Source organism: Roseateles sp. (assembly GCF_052436255.1).
In the GTDB taxonomy this organism is placed as follows: Bacteria; Pseudomonadota; Gammaproteobacteria; order Burkholderiales; family Burkholderiaceae_C; genus Pelomonas.
Genome location: NZ_JBQVNP010000067.1, coordinates 1 through 15,641 on the forward strand (window position 1 = coordinate 1; position 15,641 = coordinate 15,641).

Consider the following 15,641-nt stretch of genomic DNA (forward strand, 5'->3'; position numbering starts at 1 on the left):
AAGGGGTCCTTGTCGCCGGTGGGCAACTGCTTGATGCCGAACAGGCCCACCAGCGTCTCCAGCTTGTCGGCCAGTGCCACGACCGTGCCGGTGTGGTTGCGCGGCAGCGCGTCGCCGGCGAAGCGCGGCTTGTAGTGGTCCTCGATGGCGATGGCCACGCCGTCGCGCAGGCCCTCGTGGCGGGCGTAGTAGCCGCCCATGATGCCTTGCAGTTCCGGGAACTCCCCGACCATGTCGGTCAGCAGGTCGCACTTGGCCAGCGTCGAGGCCTGCTGGACCTTGCTGTCCAGCACATCGAACTCGTCCTTGGCCTCGACCGTGTAGGGCACGGTGGCCATGCGCAGCTGGTTGACGATGGCATGCGCAATCGCGCGGACGCGCTCGGCGCGCTCGCCCTGGCTGCCCAGCTTGCCGTGATAGACCACCTTGGCCAGGCCGGGCAGGCGGTCGGCGAGCTTCTTCTTGCGGTCCTGGTCGAAGAAGAACTTGGCGTCGGCCAGGCGCGGGCGCACGACGCGCTCGTTGCCTTGCACGACGGCGCTGGCGTCGGCCGGCGCGATGTTGCTGACGACCAGGAAGTGGCGGGTCAGCTTGCCGGCCTTGTCCAGCAGCGGGAAGTACTTCTGGTTGGCCTTCATCGTCAGGATGAGGCATTCCTGCGGCACGGCCAGGAACTCGGCCTCGAAGGCGCAGGTCAGCACGTTGGGGCGCTCGACCAGGGCGGTGACTTCGTCCAGCAGGGCCTCGTCGTCGATGGGCGTGAGGCTGAGCGCCTCGGCGGCGCCCTTGAGCTGGCGCGAGATCTCGGCGCGGCGCTCGGCGAAGCTGGCGATGACGGCGCCTTGCTCGCGCAGCTGCGCGGCATAGCTGTCGGCCGAGTCGATGCTGACGCTGGGCTGGGCGGCCTCGAAGCGATGGCCGCTGGTCGTGCGACCGGCCGTCAGTCCCAGCGCCTGGACGGGCACGATCGAGGGGCCATGCAGGGCGACCAGGCCATGCGCCGGGCGCACGAACTTCACGTCGGTCCAGCCGTCGGCCAGCTGGTAGGTCATGACCTTGGGGATGGGCAGCTTGGCCAGCGTCTCATCCAGTGCCTTTTGCAGGCCCTGGGCGAGGGTGGCGCCGGGCTGCAGGCTGTCCCAGAACAGCGCCTCGGCCTTGCCATCGGGAGCGCGCTTGAGCTGGGGCACGACCTCCGGGCTGGCGCCGACCGAAGCGAGCTTCTTCAACAGCGCGGGCGTGGCCTGGCCCTCGGCGGTCAGCGCCACGGCGACGGGCATCAGCTTTTGCTGCACGGCCTTGTCGGCGGCTTTGGCGGCAACGTCGGCGACATGCACGCCGAGGCGGCGCGGCGAGGCGAATGACGTCACGGCCGCATCCGCAGCGGCGAGACCCTGGGCCTTGAGGCTGTCGGCCAGCACACCGGCGAATGACTCGCCCAGCTTCTTCAACGCCTTCGGCGGCAGTTCTTCGACAAACAGTTCAACGAGCAAATTCATCAAGCTGCCGCTTTCTTGCTGTTCTTCAGTTCGATCTGTGCGACGACTTCATCGGCCCAGGCTTTGGGTGCCATCGGAAAGCCCAGGCGTGCACGGCTTTCGAGATAGCTCTGCGCGACGGCGCGCGCCAGGTTGCGGATGCGGCCGATGTAGGCGGCGCGCTCCGTCACACTGATGGCGCCGCGCGCGTCCAGCAGGTTGAAGCTGTGGGCGGCCTTCAGCAGCTGCTCGTAGGCGGGCAGGGCCAGCCTTTCGGCCATCAGCGCCTGGCTGGTCTTTTCGTGGGCGGCGAAGGCGCCGAGCAGAAAGTCCACGTCGCTGTGCTCGAAGTTGTAGGTGCTCTGCTCGACCTCGTTCTGGTGGAACACATCGCCATAGGTCAGGCCGTCGGTGTAGACCAGGTCGTAGACCGATTCCTGGCCCTGCAGATACATCGCCAGGCGCTCCAGGCCATAGGTGATCTCGCCGGTGATGGGCTTGCAGTCGATGCCACCGACCTGCTGGAAGTAGGTGAACTGCGTGACCTCCATGCCGTTCAACCAGACCTCCCAGCCCAGGCCCCAGCAGCCGAGCGTGGGGTTCTCCCAGTCGTCCTCGACGAAGCGCACGTCGTTCTTCTTCAGGTCGAAACCGAGGGCCTCCAGCGAGCCGAGGTAGAGCTCCAGGATGTTGGCCGGCGCAGGCTTGAGCACGACCTGGTACTGGTAGTAGTGCTGCAGGCGGTTCGGGTTGTCGCCGTAGCGGCCGTCCTTGGGGCGGCGGCTGGGCTGCACATAGCCGGCCTTCCAGGGCTCGGGGCCGAGGGCGCGCAGGAAGGTGGCGGTGTGGCTGGTGCCGGCGCCGACTTCCATGTCATAGGGCTGCAGCAATGCGCAGCCTTGTTGGGACCAATAGTCCTGAAGCGTCAGGATGATTTGCTGGAAGGTCAGCATGGGATCCGTCTAGAAGGGGGTGGCTGATTCTATTGGCCGGCCTTCCTCAGTCCGATCAGGGTCAACAGCCCCAGGCCCCAGAGCGGCCACAGGCCCAGCGCGGCCAGCCAGCGGGCATAGGGCGTCGAGCCGCTGCGACCGTCGACATCGGCCTCCAGCACGCCGCGTTGCAGCGCCGGCAGGCGGGCGGTGATGCGGCCTTGGTGGTCGATGACGGCCGTCGAGCCGGTGTTGGTCGAGCGCACGACCGGGCGCTGGAACTCCAGCGCGCGCATCTGCGAGAACTGCAGGTGCTGGTCCTGGATCATGACGGTGCCGAACCAGGCCAGGTTGCTGACGTTGACGAAGACGGTCGCCGCGTCGGGCCCCACGGCGCTTTGCACGAAGTCCTCGCCGAACAAGTCCTCGTAGCAGATCAGCGGCCGCAGGCGCTGGCCGGCGACGGCCCAGGCGCGCTGGTGGCTGCCGCGGGCCTGGTCGTCCAGCGGGATGTTCATGGCGCGCACAAACCAGCCGAAGCCCGGCGGGATGAATTCGCCGAAGGGCAGCAGATGATGCTTGCCGTAGTGATAGTCGCTGCCCAGGCCGACGACTGAATTCACATAGCCCTCCTCGGCATTGCCCAGGAAGCTGCCGAGCAGCGCCGGTCGCTCGGGGTTGGACAGGCGAGCGAGCGTGGCGCGGTCCAGCTCGGCCAGCGGCAGGGGCACGACGGATTCCGGCGTGATGACGACCTCGCCGCGGGCCGACTCGATGAGCCGGGCCAGCAGTTCCATGTTGGCGGCAAAGCGGGCGGGGTCGAACTTGTGATCCTGCGGGATGCTGGGCTGGACCAGGGACAGGGTGACGCGCCCGGTCGATGCGGTGAAGTCCAGCGGCAGCAGCAGGCCGGCCAGCGGCAGGAGCAGCGCCGGCGCGGCCAGGCGCCAGGCCTTGTCGCGCATCAGCACCAGGCCGGCAGCGGCCAGCGCGGCCAGCGCCGTGATCCCGTAGACACCGATCCACGCCGCCCAGCCCGCCAGCGGCCCGACGCTGTGCGCATAGCCCGAGGCGATCCACGGAAACCCGGTGAACCAGGTCGCCCGCGCCAGTTCGGCCAGCAGCCAGGCCGGCACCAGGGCCAGCAGGCGGAGGCGGCCGGGCGCGATCCAGCGTGCCGTCAGCCCCAGCGCCAGCGCGTAATAGCTGCACAGGAAAGCCGCCAGCAAGGCGACCGCCAGCGCGGCAAGCAACCAGGGCAGGCCGCCGAACTGGTGCATGCTGATGTGCAGCCACCACAGCCCCGAGGCCAGCCAGCCCCAGCCGAACAAGGCACCGCACAGCGCGGCAACGCGCGGCGTGGCCTGCGACACGAGGCCGAACAGAATGGCCAGCGCGGCGATCTGGGCCCACCAGGCCTCGGTCGGGGCAAAGGAGGCCGTGTGCAGCAGCCCGGCGGCCAGGGCCGCCGCTGCTTTCACCGCGGTCTTCACGCCGCGGACTCGCCTTCGGGAGCGCGCGTGACCTTGAACCAGCGCACCGCGCCGCCGCGGGTCAGCATGACGGCGAAGTTGAGCCCCGCGACCCGCACGGCTTCGCCGCGGCGCGGCACCCGGCCATGCTCGTGGGCGACGAGGCCGCCGATGGTGTCGAAGTCTTGTTCCGACAGGGCCAGACCGAAGGCGGCGTTGACGGCCGTGATGGTCGCGTCGCCGGCCACGCGCTGGCTGCCGTCGGCCAGCGTGTAGATGCCGGTGTCCGAGCTCTCTTCGTCGAACTCGTCCTCGATCTCGCCGACGATCTCTTCCAGCACGTCCTCGATGGTGATGAGGCCGGCGGTGTTGCCGAACTCGTCGATGACGATGGCGAGATGGTTGCGGTTGGAGCGAAAGTCGCGCAGCAGCTCGTTGAGCCCCTTGCTCTCGGGCACGAAGACGGCCGGGCGCAACAGGGCGCGCAGGTTCAGCTCGGGCGCGCGCTGCATTTTCAGCAGGTCCTTGGCCAGCAGGATGCCGATGATGTTGTCCCGCGTGCCTTCATAGACGGGGAAGCGCGAATGGCCGGTGTCGATGACGACGCCCAGCAGCTCGTCGTAGGGCGCATCGATGTCCAGCAGGTCCATGCGCGGCGCGGCCACCATCGCGTCGCCGGCCGACAGCTCGGCCATGCGCAACACGCCTTCGAGCATCTGGCGCGACTCGGGCTCGATCAGCTCACGCTGTTCGGCATCGGCCAGGGTGTCGATCAGTTCGGACTTGGAGTCCGGGCCGGGGTGCAGGAACTCCAGCATGCGCTCCAGCAGGCCACGTGCCTCGGGCTGGTGTTTGGCGGCCCCGCGAACTGGGGGCCTGCCTGAATGTGGTTCGCTCAAGGGGAGCATCAAAGGATTGCGACAGGGGACAGAATAGCCGATCGGTTTGACAAACCCTTGTAGTCCTGCGCCCAGTCCCTATCTGTGTCGCCTTCATTCGAAACGGTCCCCCGCCATGTCCTCTTCCGCCAAAGGCCTCATCCCCGCCACCATCCTCACGGGCTTCCTGGGCGCCGGTAAGACCACGCTGCTCAAGCGCGTGCTGACCGAAGCCCACGGGCAGAGGATCGCCATCATCGAGAACGAGTTCGGCGAGGAGAACATCGACAACGACATCCTCGTGTCGGACACCAACGAGCAGATCATCCAGATGAGCAATGGCTGCGTCTGCTGCACCATCCGCGAGGACCTGCGCACGACGCTGAGCGACCTGGCCGCCAAGCGTCGCAAGGGTGAATTGACCTTCGACCGCGTCATCATCGAGACCACCGGCCTGGCCGACCCCGGCCCCGTCGCGCAGACCTTCTTCATGGACGACGAGATCGCCGAGAGCTATCTGCTGGACTCGGTGCTGACCCTGGTGGACGCCAAGCACGCCGACGAGCAGCTCAACGCCCGCCAGGAAGCACGCATGCAGGTGGGTTTTGCCGACCAGATCTTCATCAGCAAGAGCGACCTGGTCGAGCCGGCGGCGGTCGAAGCACTGGTGCACCGCATCAAGCACATGAATCCGCGCGCGCCCATCCAGACGGCGCATTTCGGCGAGGTGCCGCTCAGCAAGGTTTTCGACCTGCGCGGCTTCAACCTGAACGCCAAGCTGGAGATCGACCCCGACTTCCTGAAGGCCGACGCCCATGACCACCATCACGGCCATGATCATCACGATCATGATCACGAGCATGGTGAACATTGCGATCACCCGCACCATCACGCCCATGATGACGACGTGAAGAGCTTCGTCTTCAAGTCGGACAAGCCCTTCAATCCCGCCAAGCTGGAGGACTTCCTCGGCGCCATCGTGCAGGTCTATGGGCCCAAGATGCTGAGATACAAGGGTGTCCTACACATGAAAGGCACGGACAAGAAGGTCATCTTCCAGGGTGTTCACCAGATGATGGGTTCCGATCTCGGGCCGAAATGGATGCCCGGAGAGAAAAAGCAGAGCAAGATGGTGTTCATTGGTATCGACCTTCCGAAAGAGATCTTGTTGCAAGGCTTGGAAGGTTGTTTGGCTTGATGTTCCTGGCCCTCCGGAGCACCGTTTCCGGAGGGGTGCGGATCGATGAATTCACATGGCTACAATCCGCCGCGCTCAAAGTTGGGCCGCCGGCTGAACAGCAGTGGGATCAAGGTCTGACACCGCGCCGATGCAAGCCCTGAGCGAGGAGATGACTGTGAGCAAGACCCCGGCCCCAAAAACCGCCGCATCCAAAGGTGCGAAGAAGACCGATATCGGTGCGGACGTCGCCATGTTGGAAGCGCCCGCACCGGCGAATCGGTTCGCCGACCGCTTTGCGCCGCCCAAGCCGCCCGCGCGCGGTGCCAACCACACCGACGATGCACCGCGCGTGGCCGCTGCGAAGGGTGACCCCAAGCTCGTCAACGCGTGGAAGAGCAAACCCGGTGCCGAGCTGACCGACGCCGAAGTCCTGGCCATGCCGGACTCGGAGTACATGAATGCCAAGCAGATCGAGTTCTTCCGCGCCAAGCTGACCGAGCTGAAGAACGGGGTGCTGTCCAACGCAGGCGAGACGACCGAGCATCTGCGCGAGGACACGACCATCGTGCCCGATCCTGCCGACCGCGCCACCATCGAGGAAGAGCATGCGCTGGAGCTGCGCACGCGCGACCGCGAGCGCAAGCTGCTGAAGAAAATCGTGCAATCCATCGCCCGCCTCGATACGGGCGAGTACGGCTACTGCGACGAGACCGGCGAGCCCATCGGCCTGGGTCGCCTGATCGCCCGCCCGACGGCGACGCTGTCGCTCGAAGCGCAGCAGCGCCGCGAGCTCAAGCAAAAGATGTTCGGGGATTGAGATGGTGTGCCTCGTCCAAGGAGTACCTTGGCCGGTCCCCCTGGGGGACGACGATGCTTGCCGGGTTGACCGGCAAGCACATCGCCACGGCGGGCCGGCTTGGGGGCGGCCCGGCGCTTGGCCCGCAACTCACTAACTTCCATCGCTCCCAGACATGTCCGACTCCAAGCCCGCAGACCCCAAGGAAGGCGACAGCTTTTTCCGCAAGGTCGCGCGCTTCGTCGCCAATCCGACGACGGACTGGTCGGAGATCAACTCGCGCCAGGACGACCCCGAGGGCGACCTCGCCAAGGCCGAGCTCCGCGCCATGGTGGAGCGCAAGCGCCGCAACGACTTCGTGCGCAAGCGCGAACTCGACATGCTGCGCCGCATCCGCCGTGAAGGCCTGACGCCCGAGCAACTGGCCGCCCTTGCCGCGTCGCCGTCCAGATTGGGCGACGACGACCGCATCAGCGAGCCCAGCTCCAAGATCGACCTCGGCGTGAAGGCCAAGATCGACGAGATCGAACAGCAGATGGTGGGCGAGAGCTTTGCGACGACGCAGGCCGTGCCCAAGCACCAGCCCGGCTTCTTCGAGATCAGCACGCGGCCCGCCGCCTTCGCATCCACCGTCGCCGCGACGCCGGGCGCCGATGCTGCCGCCAACGGCCGTGTCAGCGAGTTTTCCACGCCCCGCGAGGTCCAGCGCCTGCAGGCGCCGACGCCGCCGGCCGCCGTGACCATGGGTGCGGCCATTCCGCCGCTGTCCGATTCGCCTGCCAGCCGCCTGCCCGACCTGCCGCCGCTGGACATGCCGCTGTCGTTCACGCTGGCCGAATCCACGCCCGACGTCGAGGTGCAGGAACTGGTGCACGACCCCGATCTGGATGAGGCCGTCATCGCCTTCGCCAACGCCGACTACGAGAACAGCGAGCGCGCGCTGACGGAGCTGGTGCGTCCGGGCGGCAGCCGCAACCTGCATGGCGAGACCTGGCTGGTGCTGTTCGACCATTACCGCGCCACCGGCGCCCAGGGCAAGTTCGAGGCGCTGGCGGTCGAGTACGCCCAGCAGTTCGGCCTGTCGGCACCGCAATGGTTCTCGATGCCCAAGCTGGTCGCCGAATCGACCCGCCAGTCCAACCGCTCGCCGATGGCCAAGGCCAGCCAGGTCAGCTGGACGGCGCCGCCCATGCTGACGGCCGACGATGTGTCGGTGCTGCAAAGGCGCAGCGAAACCCTGCCCATGCCCTGGGTCTTCGACTGGGGCGCTCTGGACGCCATCGAGATCGAGGCGGCGATCCAGCTGCGCCAACTGTTCCGCCAGTGGGCGCAGCAGCAGGTCGACCAGCGCTGGGTCGGCGGCGACCGCTTCCTGTCCCAGCTCAAGGAAGTCGCGCCGGTCGGCGAGCGCGATACCGATCCGGCGTTGTGGATGCTGCGCCTGGAGGCCCTGCGCCTGGCCAACCGACCAGACCAGTTCGATGAAGCCGCCATCGACTATTGCGTCACCTACGAGGTTTCGCCGCCATCCTGGGAACGCGCCAAGTGCCGCGTGCGCATCGGCAGCGACGGCGGGTCGACCAACAGCCCCGCCACCAGCACGATGCAGAGCGAGGCCCAGTCCACCTTTCTGGACACCGGCCTGCCGGAGGGCGCAATGGCGGCAGCACAGCTCGAATTGATGGGCCAGCTGGGCGGTGACATCTCCGACACCTTGCGCGCCATGTCCGCCGAGGTCGGCGAGGCCAGCCTCATCAACATTTCCTGCACCAAGCTGATCCGGCTGGATTTCCTGGCAGCCGGTGATCTGCTGAACTGGGTGCTGCAGCGCCGCAGCGAGAACCGCGGCGTCGTCTTCACCGACACGCACCGCCTCGTCGCGCTGTTCTTCGGCGCGATGGGCATCAACGAGCACGCGAAAGTAAAAGTGCGGATCAACTGATCTTGCACCGCGGCTCCCAGGCCTCATCTGGAGCCACTATGTCTTCTGATTCCTCCTCCGCCGTCTACCACGGCACCACCATCATCTCGGTGCGGCGCCAGACGCCTTCCGGCTGGCAGGTCGCGATCGGCGGCGACGGCCAGGTGACCCTGGGCAACACGGTCGTCAAGTCGAGCGCCCGCAAGGTCCGCAAGCTTTACCGCGATCAGGTGCTGGCCGGTTTTGCCGGCGCCACCGCCGACGCCTTCACCTTGTTCGAGCGCTTCGAGGCCAAGCTCGAAAAACACCAGGGCCACCTCGTGCGCGCCGCCGTCGAGCTGACGCGCGACTGGCGCACCGACCGCGTGCTGCGCCGCCTCGAGGCCATGCTGGCTGTGGCCGACCGCACGGCGTCGCTGATCATCACCGGCAACGGCGATGTGCTGGAGCCCGAGCAGGGCATCGTCGCCATCGGCTCCGGCGGCGCCTACGCCCAGGCCGCGGCCAAGGCACTGCTGGCGCACACCGAACTGGGCGCCGCCGACATCGTCAAGAAGTCGCTGGAGATTGCCGGCGAGATCTGCATCTACACCAACCAGAACCACACCTTGGAGGTGCTATGAGCCCCCACGTTCACTTCGTTCACTGCCCCCCGCGGGGGCGCGATGCCCTTCGGGCGGCCGAGCGGGCCTCGGAATGAGTTCGATGACGCCTCAGGAGATCGTCTCCGAGCTGGACCGCCATATCGTTGGCCAGCAGGCCGCCAAGCGCGCCGTTGCCATTGCCATGCGCAACCGCTGGCGCCGCCAGCAGGTCGACGACAAGCTGCGCGGCGAGATCACGCCCAAGAACATTCTGATGATCGGCCCCACCGGCGTTGGCAAGACCGAGATCGCACGCCGCCTGGCCAAGCTGGCCGGTGCGCCCTTCGTCAAGGTCGAGGCGACCAAGTTCACCGAGGTCGGCTACGTCGGCAAGGACGTCGACTCCATCATTCGCGACCTGGTGGAAGTGGCCGTCAAGCAGGAGCGCGAGGTCGCCATGCGCCGCTGCCAGACGCGCGCCGAAGACGCGGCCGAGGACCGCATCCTTGGCGTGCTGCTGCCGGGCGTCGATGCGGACAACGCCACCCGCCAGACCATGCGCAAGCGCCTGCGCGAGGGCCAGCTCGACGACAAGGACATCGAACTCGACCTGCTTGCGCCCAAGCCCAGCCTGGAGGTGCTGACGCCCTTCGGCAACCAGCCCGGCATGGAAGACATGGCCGAGCAGCTCAAGGGCATGTTCAGCCAGTTCGGCGGCGCGCAGAAGAAGACGCGCAAGCTCAAGATCGCCGAGGCGCTGAAGCTGCTGGTCGACGAAGAGGCGGCCAAGCTCGTCAACGAGGAGGAGATCCGCGCCACGGCGCTGACCAACGCCCAGGAGATGGGCATCGTCTTCGTTGACGAGATCGACAAGGTCGCCTCCCGCAACGAACACGGTGGCGCCGAGGTCTCACGCCAGGGCGTGCAACGCGACCTGCTGCCGCTGGTCGAAGGCACGACGGTGTCGACCAAATACGGCATGGTCAGGACCGACCACATCCTCTTCATCGCCAGCGGCGCCTTCCACCTCGCCAAGCCGAGCGACCTGATCCCCGAGCTGCAGGGGCGCCTGCCCATCCGCGTCGAGCTCGACTCGCTGTCGGTGGCCGACTTCGAGGCCATCCTGACCAGCACGCATGCCAGCCTCGTCAAGCAATACCAGGCTCTGCTCGCGACCGAAGGGGTCACGCTGGACCTCCAGCCCGAGGCCGTGCGCCGCTTAGCGGAGATCGCCTTCGAGGTCAACGAGCGCACCGAGAACATCGGTGCGCGGCGCCTGGCCACGGTGATGGAGCGATTGCTCGACGAGATCAGCTTCGACGCGCCGCGCAACTCGGGTCAGACGGTCTCGCTGGATGCGGCGGCGGTGGATGCCAAGCTGGCGGCGCTGGCGGCGAATGAGGATCTGTCGCGCTTCATTCTTTAGGTCGGTATTGCCGAGTGAGCGCCGTGGAGCCGGCTTTGCCGGGCCACCGGCAAGTGCGCGTTTTGCGGGCGGCCGTGTGGCCATGGTGGTCCAGCTAGTGCGGCAGCGCCTGGCCGCTGCCCACCCAGCGCAGCAACTGCATCAGCGAAGAGGCCTGCGTCTTGCCGAGCAGATTGCGCACGTGACTGCGTAGCGTCGACAGGCACACACCGAGATGAGCCGCCGCAGTCTCCACCGTCATGCCGTCGCCCAGCAGCATCAGGACATGGCGCTCGGTGGTGCTGAGCCGGCTGTGGCGAGCCAGGGCATCGATGCGTGCCGCTTGGGTCAGCGTGGGCTGGTCCAGATGAATGACCAGCAGCACCGCGTCCGCCGGCCAGCCCGCGCCGGCTGCGAGGTCTTCAGGCACCGGCATGCTGTGCAGCCAGCCGGTGCTGATCTGCGGCGTGAACCACAACCCGACATAGGCAGTCGAACCGGCCTGCGCCAGGCGCAAGGGGGGCTCCAGCCGCGCTGCGTCGAGCTGCCCGATCTGCATCAGATGGTCGGCGCTCACCTCCACGCGCCGGTCGTGCAGCAGGCTCTCGGCACCGCGGTTGCGGAACAGCAGGCGCCGGTCGGGCCGCGCCACGAGCATGGGCTGGGGCAGGGCGGCCAGTACCTGACAAGTCGAAGCTGCAGGTGTGAAGCCTGCCTGTGAACGGTGGTTCGCTGAGGGGGTTTGGAGGGCGGGCAGCATGAAGGATCTCCCAGGGCGGTGGCGATGACAGCGGTTGCTTTGCTGGCAAGTTTGATGGGCGCCCCGCGGTTGCGGCATTGCCCTGACGGCCGGTCCAGATGGTCGACAGGCCCGGCTTGGTAGAGGCTTGGCCGCCCCTCCAAAGGGACGTTGGAATACGGCTGCACACCGTTTGTGGCGGGGACGAGGGGCGTGCCCGTCTTGCCCTTCAGGCCTATCCATAAGGCCAATGCCGGAGCGGCGCTGGCGCCTCGATTGCTCGCTAACATCGGCTCGCATCCATAGCGCCCCATGAGAGTTCTGCTCGTCGACGACCACACCTTGTTCAGAGAGGGAATCGCCCTGTTGCTGCGGCCCCTCGTTCAGCCGCTTGAGACCTGGGAGGCGGGCAGTTGCGAAGAGGCCTTCAGGCTGATCGAGGAACGCGGCGCGGCTGAACTGGTCCTCATGGACCTTGGGCTGCCTGGCGCCTCGGGCCTGGAGGGCGTCCAGCGCCTGCGCGAAGCACATCCCGGGATGCCGGTGGTGGTCATGTCGTCGGCGGATGACAAGGAGACGGTTCTCGCGGCCCTGGACGCTGGCGCGATGGGCTTCATTCCCAAGAGCGCGACGTCGGCCGTCATGATCGGCGCGCTCAAGCTCATCCTCGCCAAGGGCATCTACTTGCCGCCCAGCGTCTTTCTGGCGGCGCGCAACCCGGCGCCAGCGGCTGCGCCGTCAGCGGCGCCCACGGCAGCCGTCATGCCGATGCGCGCTGCGATGTCGCCCGCCGGGCCTGAGGCGCCGGCCGATGCGCCCGGCCGTCGGCCGGTCGACTTGGGCCTCACGCCGCGGCAAGCCGAGGTGCTGCACCTGCTGCTGCAGGGCAAGCCGGCCAAGCTGATCGCGCGCGAACTCGACCTCTCCCTGAGCACCGTGAAGGCTCACACCTCGGCCGTGCTGCGCGCCTTGAACGTCACGACACGCACCCAAGCCATCGTGGCGGCCGGACGCATCGGCCTGCGGTTCGATGACGCTCAGCTGCTTCGGGGCGCGGTCTCCAGCGACTCCTTGAGCGCCAACAACAGGCGCTGAAGCCCGACGGGCTTGTGCAGCAGGCCGGCGCCCAGCGCTGCGGCCTCGGCGGGCAGTCGCGTGTCCGTATTTGCGGTCACGACCAGCGCGGGAATCGCCTCGTCGTAAAGAGCGCGCAGCCGGCGGATCACATCCAGGCCGTCACCCGCAGTGCCCAACTGGAAGTCGGTCAGGATCACATCAGGCGTGCGCAAGTGCGCCGCCAGCTGCGCCAGCGCATCGGCGCCGTTGGCCGCGATCACCACGTGGCAGCCGGCGGCCAGCAGAGCGTCCCGCACGGCTTCGCGATTGGTGGCCTCGTCGTCCACCACGACGACGAAGTTGCCGTCCAGCGCCTGCAGCGGCGCGTTGATCGCGCCCGCAGCGGCAGGCGACGCCGCCGCGCCCGCGACCAGCGGCAGCAAGACCTTGAAGACCGACCCCCTGCCTTCGCGGCTCTGCACGGTGACTGAATAGCCCAGGATGTGCGCGCAGCGCCGCACGATGGACAGCCCGAGCCCCAGCCCCTTCTCCTGCCCGGTGCCGGGCGCACCGATGCGGAAGAACTCTTCGAAGATCGCGTCGAGATGCTCCGGCGCGATGCCCGGACCCGAGTCCCAGATCTGCAGCTCGCAACGCTCCCCGCGCCGCCTGCAGCCGACCAACACGCCGCCGATGCGGGTATAGCGGATGGCGTTGGCGAGCAGATTGCCGACGATGCGCTCCAGCAGCGTCGCGTCACCGCGCACGACGCAGCGGCCGGGGCGCACACGCAGGCTCAAGCCTTTCTCCTGTGCCTGCGGCAGCCAGGTCTGCGCTGCGCGTTCCAGCAGCCAACCCAGGTCCACGTCTTCGATGTGGGGATGCACGGCGCCGGCATCGAGCTTGGAGATGTCGAGCAGGTTGCCGAACAGGTTCTCCATCGTTGTCACCGAGGACTGCACCTTGTCGGCGAGGTCGATCTGTGCGGGGTCGGCCAGGCGGGTGCGCAGCACGCCGATCAGCAGGCTGATCGAATGCATGGGCTGGCGCAGGTCGTGGCTGGCAGCGGCGAGGAAGCGGGTCTTGGCGGCGTTGGCGCGTTCGGCTTCGTCTTTGAGCAGCGACAGTTCGTTGGCGCGCGCCGTCAGCACGTCACGTGCGTCGGAAAGCTCGGCGGTGCGGTGGGCGACCTTGGCTTCCAGACTGGCATAGAGGTCGCGCAGGCGGGAGGCCATCTGGTTGAAGTCCTGGGCCAGGTCTTCGATTTCGTCGTGGCGATTGACCTTGAGCGACGTCTCCAGGTCGCCGCTGGCAATGCGCGCGGTGGCCTGGCGTAGCGCAACGATGGGTGCCGCCATGCGGCGTGCGAAGGCGATGCCAAACACCAGGGCCGCCCCGACGCCCAGTGCCATCAGCAGCAGCGTGCGCGTCAGCGTCGACCACGTTGGCTTGAGCGCTTCGCTGCGCGTCTGTTCCATGAAGACGAGCCAGCCCGTGCCAGGCACGGCGGCGGCCGTCGTGATGACGGGCCGGCCATCCATGTCATGTGTCGCAAGGCCGCGTATCAACCCGGCCGCTGAGGTCGCGCTCGCCCGCGCCTGACGAACGGCTTCGGAGCGCGACAGGTCGATACGGCTGAGCGCATGGGTCGCCTTCGGATGCGCGATCAGCATGCCGTCAGCGTCGACGATGTAGGCCAGCCCGGCCTCGCCAGTGCGAAGCCGCGCCACCACGTCGCCCAGCAGCCGCAGATCGACCGTGGCCACGATGGCGTCCTGGCCATCAAAAATGGCCATGCGCAGCGTTGGCAGGTAGCCGTCGCGGAAGAAGGTGCGGCCGCGCCGCACGCCGTCGTGCGGGCCAATGGCGGCGATCAAGGGGTCTTCGATGAGCTGGTTCGAACCCTCCCGGTCCGCCGCATGCTTGGACGTTGCCAGCTGCTCCCGGCCGGCGCGATTCACCACCTGCAGGTCGGTGATGGCCGGCACGATCTGCATGAGCCGGTAGAACTCCTCGCGCCGCTGTGCGAGGCCGAAGCCGGGCCGGCCCCAGGGCATCTTCGCCACGTCGCGCAGGCCGGTATCGACAGTGCCGAGATAGGCCGCGATCTCGCGCGCCGCGCCTTCAGCCAGCGCCTCCTGCACGGCTTCGATGCCTTGCAGCGACTCGCGGTAGCCGAAATACATCTCGGACGTGCCCGATAGCAGCAGCAGACTGAGAGTGACGCCCGACAGCCCCAGCGCATAGCGATGCGACAGCGGGCGATAGCGCTGACGTGCCTGCCACGGCCAGAAGCGGCGGTTCATCGCAGCACCACGTCCGCGCGTCTGACCACCTGTGCGCTCGGTTCAGGAAAGCCGCTGGACGAACCAGGACGCACGACCAGGACGGCGCGTTGTGGGCGCAGCACGGGAATGGCGCCTGCCGGCTCGCCGTCGAGCACGCGTATGACAAGCTCGGCCATGGCGGGCCACGCGAAGGACATGTCGAGCGCATAGGACAGCGGCGCACCCGACGCCATGTCTGGCGTATTGGCCAAGATGATGGGTTTGCCCCAGGCGCGCAACTGCCTGACGATCATCGCGGTGTTCAGTCCGGCCAATCCGGTGCGCGGCAGGCACCAGGCGTCGAACTGCCGGGTGCGAGGGTCGGCGAACAAGGCCTCGGCGTCCTCGGTGTTCTCCGCGAACAGGATGGTCACGTCCACCCCCAGCCGCGCAGCGATTGGCGGCAGCGCCTGCTCGGTGTCGAAGAACTCGCCCCATGGGCGGTCGATCAGCACGGCGATGCGCTTCGCGCTGGGATAGGCGTCGTGCAGGATCTCAAGCCGCTTGGCGTCCAGCGTGTCGGCCACCCACACGCCCGTCATCGCCTCCGCGCGCGCCGCCATCGAGCTGACGATGCCGTAGCGAACCGGGTCGAGCACGCTGCCGAACACGATGGGCGTGTCGCCAAGATGTTCTTTGGCCATCTTGGCGGTCGCGGATGAAGGCGCGACGACGATCCTTGGCTGCATGCGTGCGACGCGCTTCGCAGCAGCCTCACGGGTTTCTGCGGTGCGCAGACCGGAGTCGGTGAATTCGATGCGAAGGCGCCGCCGGCCGTTGTCGGGCAGCCGTTCCACGGCTGCCATGAAGCGCTGGAAGCTCGCGTCCGCCTCCGGCGAGTCGATGCCCATGAACACGACGAGGGCCGGCTGC

13 protein-coding genes are annotated in these 15,641 nt (G+C 67.5%); 6 read left to right on the forward strand and 7 right to left on the reverse strand.

The genetic code is table 11. From position 1 onward, the window contains the following. From glyS to ACT6S0_RS15760, 4 genes are all read right to left on the reverse strand, one after another. The coding region (gene glyS / locus ACT6S0_RS15745; protein ID WP_444764752.1) for a glycine--tRNA ligase subunit beta at positions 1-1,499 on the reverse strand (1,499 nt) is incomplete at its 3' end. Next, positions 1,499-2,431, reverse strand: a complete 933-nt coding sequence (gene glyQ, locus ACT6S0_RS15750; protein ID WP_444764753.1) for a glycine--tRNA ligase subunit alpha — start codon at positions 2,429-2,431, stop codon at positions 1,499-1,501. The genes glyS and glyQ, both read right to left, overlap by 1 nt. A gap of 29 nt (positions 2,432-2,460) precedes the next feature. Continuing rightward, the gene (gene lnt / locus ACT6S0_RS15755; RefSeq protein WP_444764754.1) at positions 2,461-3,891 is read right to left on the reverse strand and encodes an apolipoprotein N-acyltransferase; all 1,431 of its coding nucleotides are present in this window, start codon (positions 3,889-3,891) and stop codon (positions 2,461-2,463) included. 8 nt (positions 3,892-3,899) lie between these two features. Further along, positions 3,900-4,781, reverse strand: coding sequence for an HlyC/CorC family transporter (locus tag ACT6S0_RS15760; RefSeq protein ID WP_444764755.1), 882 nt, complete (start codon positions 4,779-4,781; stop codon positions 3,900-3,902). Between the two features lie 115 nt (positions 4,782-4,896). On the opposite strand from ACT6S0_RS15760, the gene ACT6S0_RS15765 reads away from it, so the two are divergent. From ACT6S0_RS15765 to hslU, 5 genes are all read left to right on the forward strand, one after another. After that, positions 4,897-5,958, forward strand: a complete 1,062-nt coding sequence (locus ACT6S0_RS15765; RefSeq protein ID WP_444764756.1) for a CobW family GTP-binding protein — start codon at positions 4,897-4,899, stop codon at positions 5,956-5,958. A 157-nt stretch (positions 5,959-6,115) separates the two neighbouring features. Continuing rightward, positions 6,116-6,757: an RNA polymerase-binding protein DksA gene (gene dksA / locus ACT6S0_RS15770; RefSeq protein ID WP_444764757.1), complete on the forward strand. Its 642-nt coding sequence runs from the start codon at positions 6,116-6,118 to the stop codon at positions 6,755-6,757. A 154-nt stretch (positions 6,758-6,911) separates the two neighbouring features. Then, on the forward strand, positions 6,912-8,678 hold the full coding sequence (locus tag ACT6S0_RS15775; RefSeq protein WP_444764758.1) for a hypothetical protein: 1,767 nt from the start codon (positions 6,912-6,914) through the stop codon (positions 8,676-8,678). Positions 8,679-8,716: 38 nt separating this feature from the next. Next, complete coding sequence (gene hslV / locus ACT6S0_RS15780) at positions 8,717-9,280, forward strand: ATP-dependent protease subunit HslV (protein WP_444764759.1); 564 nt, start codon at positions 8,717-8,719, stop codon at positions 9,278-9,280. Between the two features lie 73 nt (positions 9,281-9,353). Next, positions 9,354-10,667, forward strand: coding sequence for an ATP-dependent protease ATPase subunit HslU (hslU, locus tag ACT6S0_RS15785; protein ID WP_444764760.1), 1,314 nt, complete (start codon positions 9,354-9,356; stop codon positions 10,665-10,667). Positions 10,668-10,761: 94 nt separating this feature from the next. Here hslU and ACT6S0_RS15790 read toward each other — a convergent pair whose 3' ends face one another. Next, complete coding sequence (locus ACT6S0_RS15790) at positions 10,762-11,406, reverse strand: helix-turn-helix transcriptional regulator (RefSeq protein WP_444764761.1); 645 nt, start codon at positions 11,404-11,406, stop codon at positions 10,762-10,764. 291 nt (positions 11,407-11,697) lie between these two features. Between ACT6S0_RS15790 and ACT6S0_RS15795 the strand changes: the two genes are divergently transcribed. Further along, positions 11,698-12,480 (forward strand): response regulator, encoded by a 783-nt coding sequence (locus tag ACT6S0_RS15795; RefSeq protein ID WP_444764762.1) that lies wholly within the window; start codon positions 11,698-11,700, stop codon positions 12,478-12,480. Here the strand turns inward: ACT6S0_RS15795 and ACT6S0_RS15800 are convergent. Then, entirely contained in the window at positions 12,423-14,747 is a 2,325-nt protein-coding gene (locus ACT6S0_RS15800) for a hybrid sensor histidine kinase/response regulator (protein WP_444764763.1), read from the reverse strand. The genes ACT6S0_RS15795 and ACT6S0_RS15800 overlap by 58 nt on opposite strands. Beyond that, positions 14,744-15,619, reverse strand: a complete 876-nt coding sequence (locus ACT6S0_RS15805) for an ABC transporter substrate binding protein (protein WP_444764772.1) — start codon at positions 15,617-15,619, stop codon at positions 14,744-14,746. Before ACT6S0_RS15805 ends, ACT6S0_RS15800 begins: the two co-directional genes overlap by 4 nt. Between the last annotated feature and the right edge of the window lie 22 nt (positions 15,620-15,641).

Bases quoted from the DNA above. Each gene is read 5' to 3' on its own strand.
- glyQ (WP_444764753.1), bottom strand. From the start codon at position 2,431: ATGCTGACCTTCCAGCAAATCATCCTGACGCTTCAGGACTATTGGTCC.
- ACT6S0_RS15765 (WP_444764756.1), top strand. From the start codon at position 4,897: ATGTCCTCTTCCGCCAAAGGCCTCATCCCCGCCACCATCCTCACGGGC.
- ACT6S0_RS15775 (WP_444764758.1), top strand. From the start codon at position 6,912: ATGTCCGACTCCAAGCCCGCAGACCCCAAGGAAGGCGACAGCTTTTTC.
- hslV (WP_444764759.1), top strand. From the start codon at position 8,717: ATGTCTTCTGATTCCTCCTCCGCCGTCTACCACGGCACCACCATCATC.
- hslU (WP_444764760.1), top strand. From the start codon at position 9,354: ATGAGTTCGATGACGCCTCAGGAGATCGTCTCCGAGCTGGACCGCCAT.
- ACT6S0_RS15790 (WP_444764761.1), bottom strand. From the start codon at position 11,406: ATGCTGCCCGCCCTCCAAACCCCCTCAGCGAACCACCGTTCACAGGCA.
- ACT6S0_RS15795 (WP_444764762.1), top strand. From the start codon at position 11,698: ATGAGAGTTCTGCTCGTCGACGACCACACCTTGTTCAGAGAGGGAATC.
- ACT6S0_RS15800 (WP_444764763.1), bottom strand. From the start codon at position 14,747: ATGAACCGCCGCTTCTGGCCGTGGCAGGCACGTCAGCGCTATCGCCCG.
- ACT6S0_RS15805 (WP_444764772.1), bottom strand. From the start codon at position 15,619: ATGGGCATCGACTCGCCGGAGGCGGACGCGAGCTTCCAGCGCTTCATG.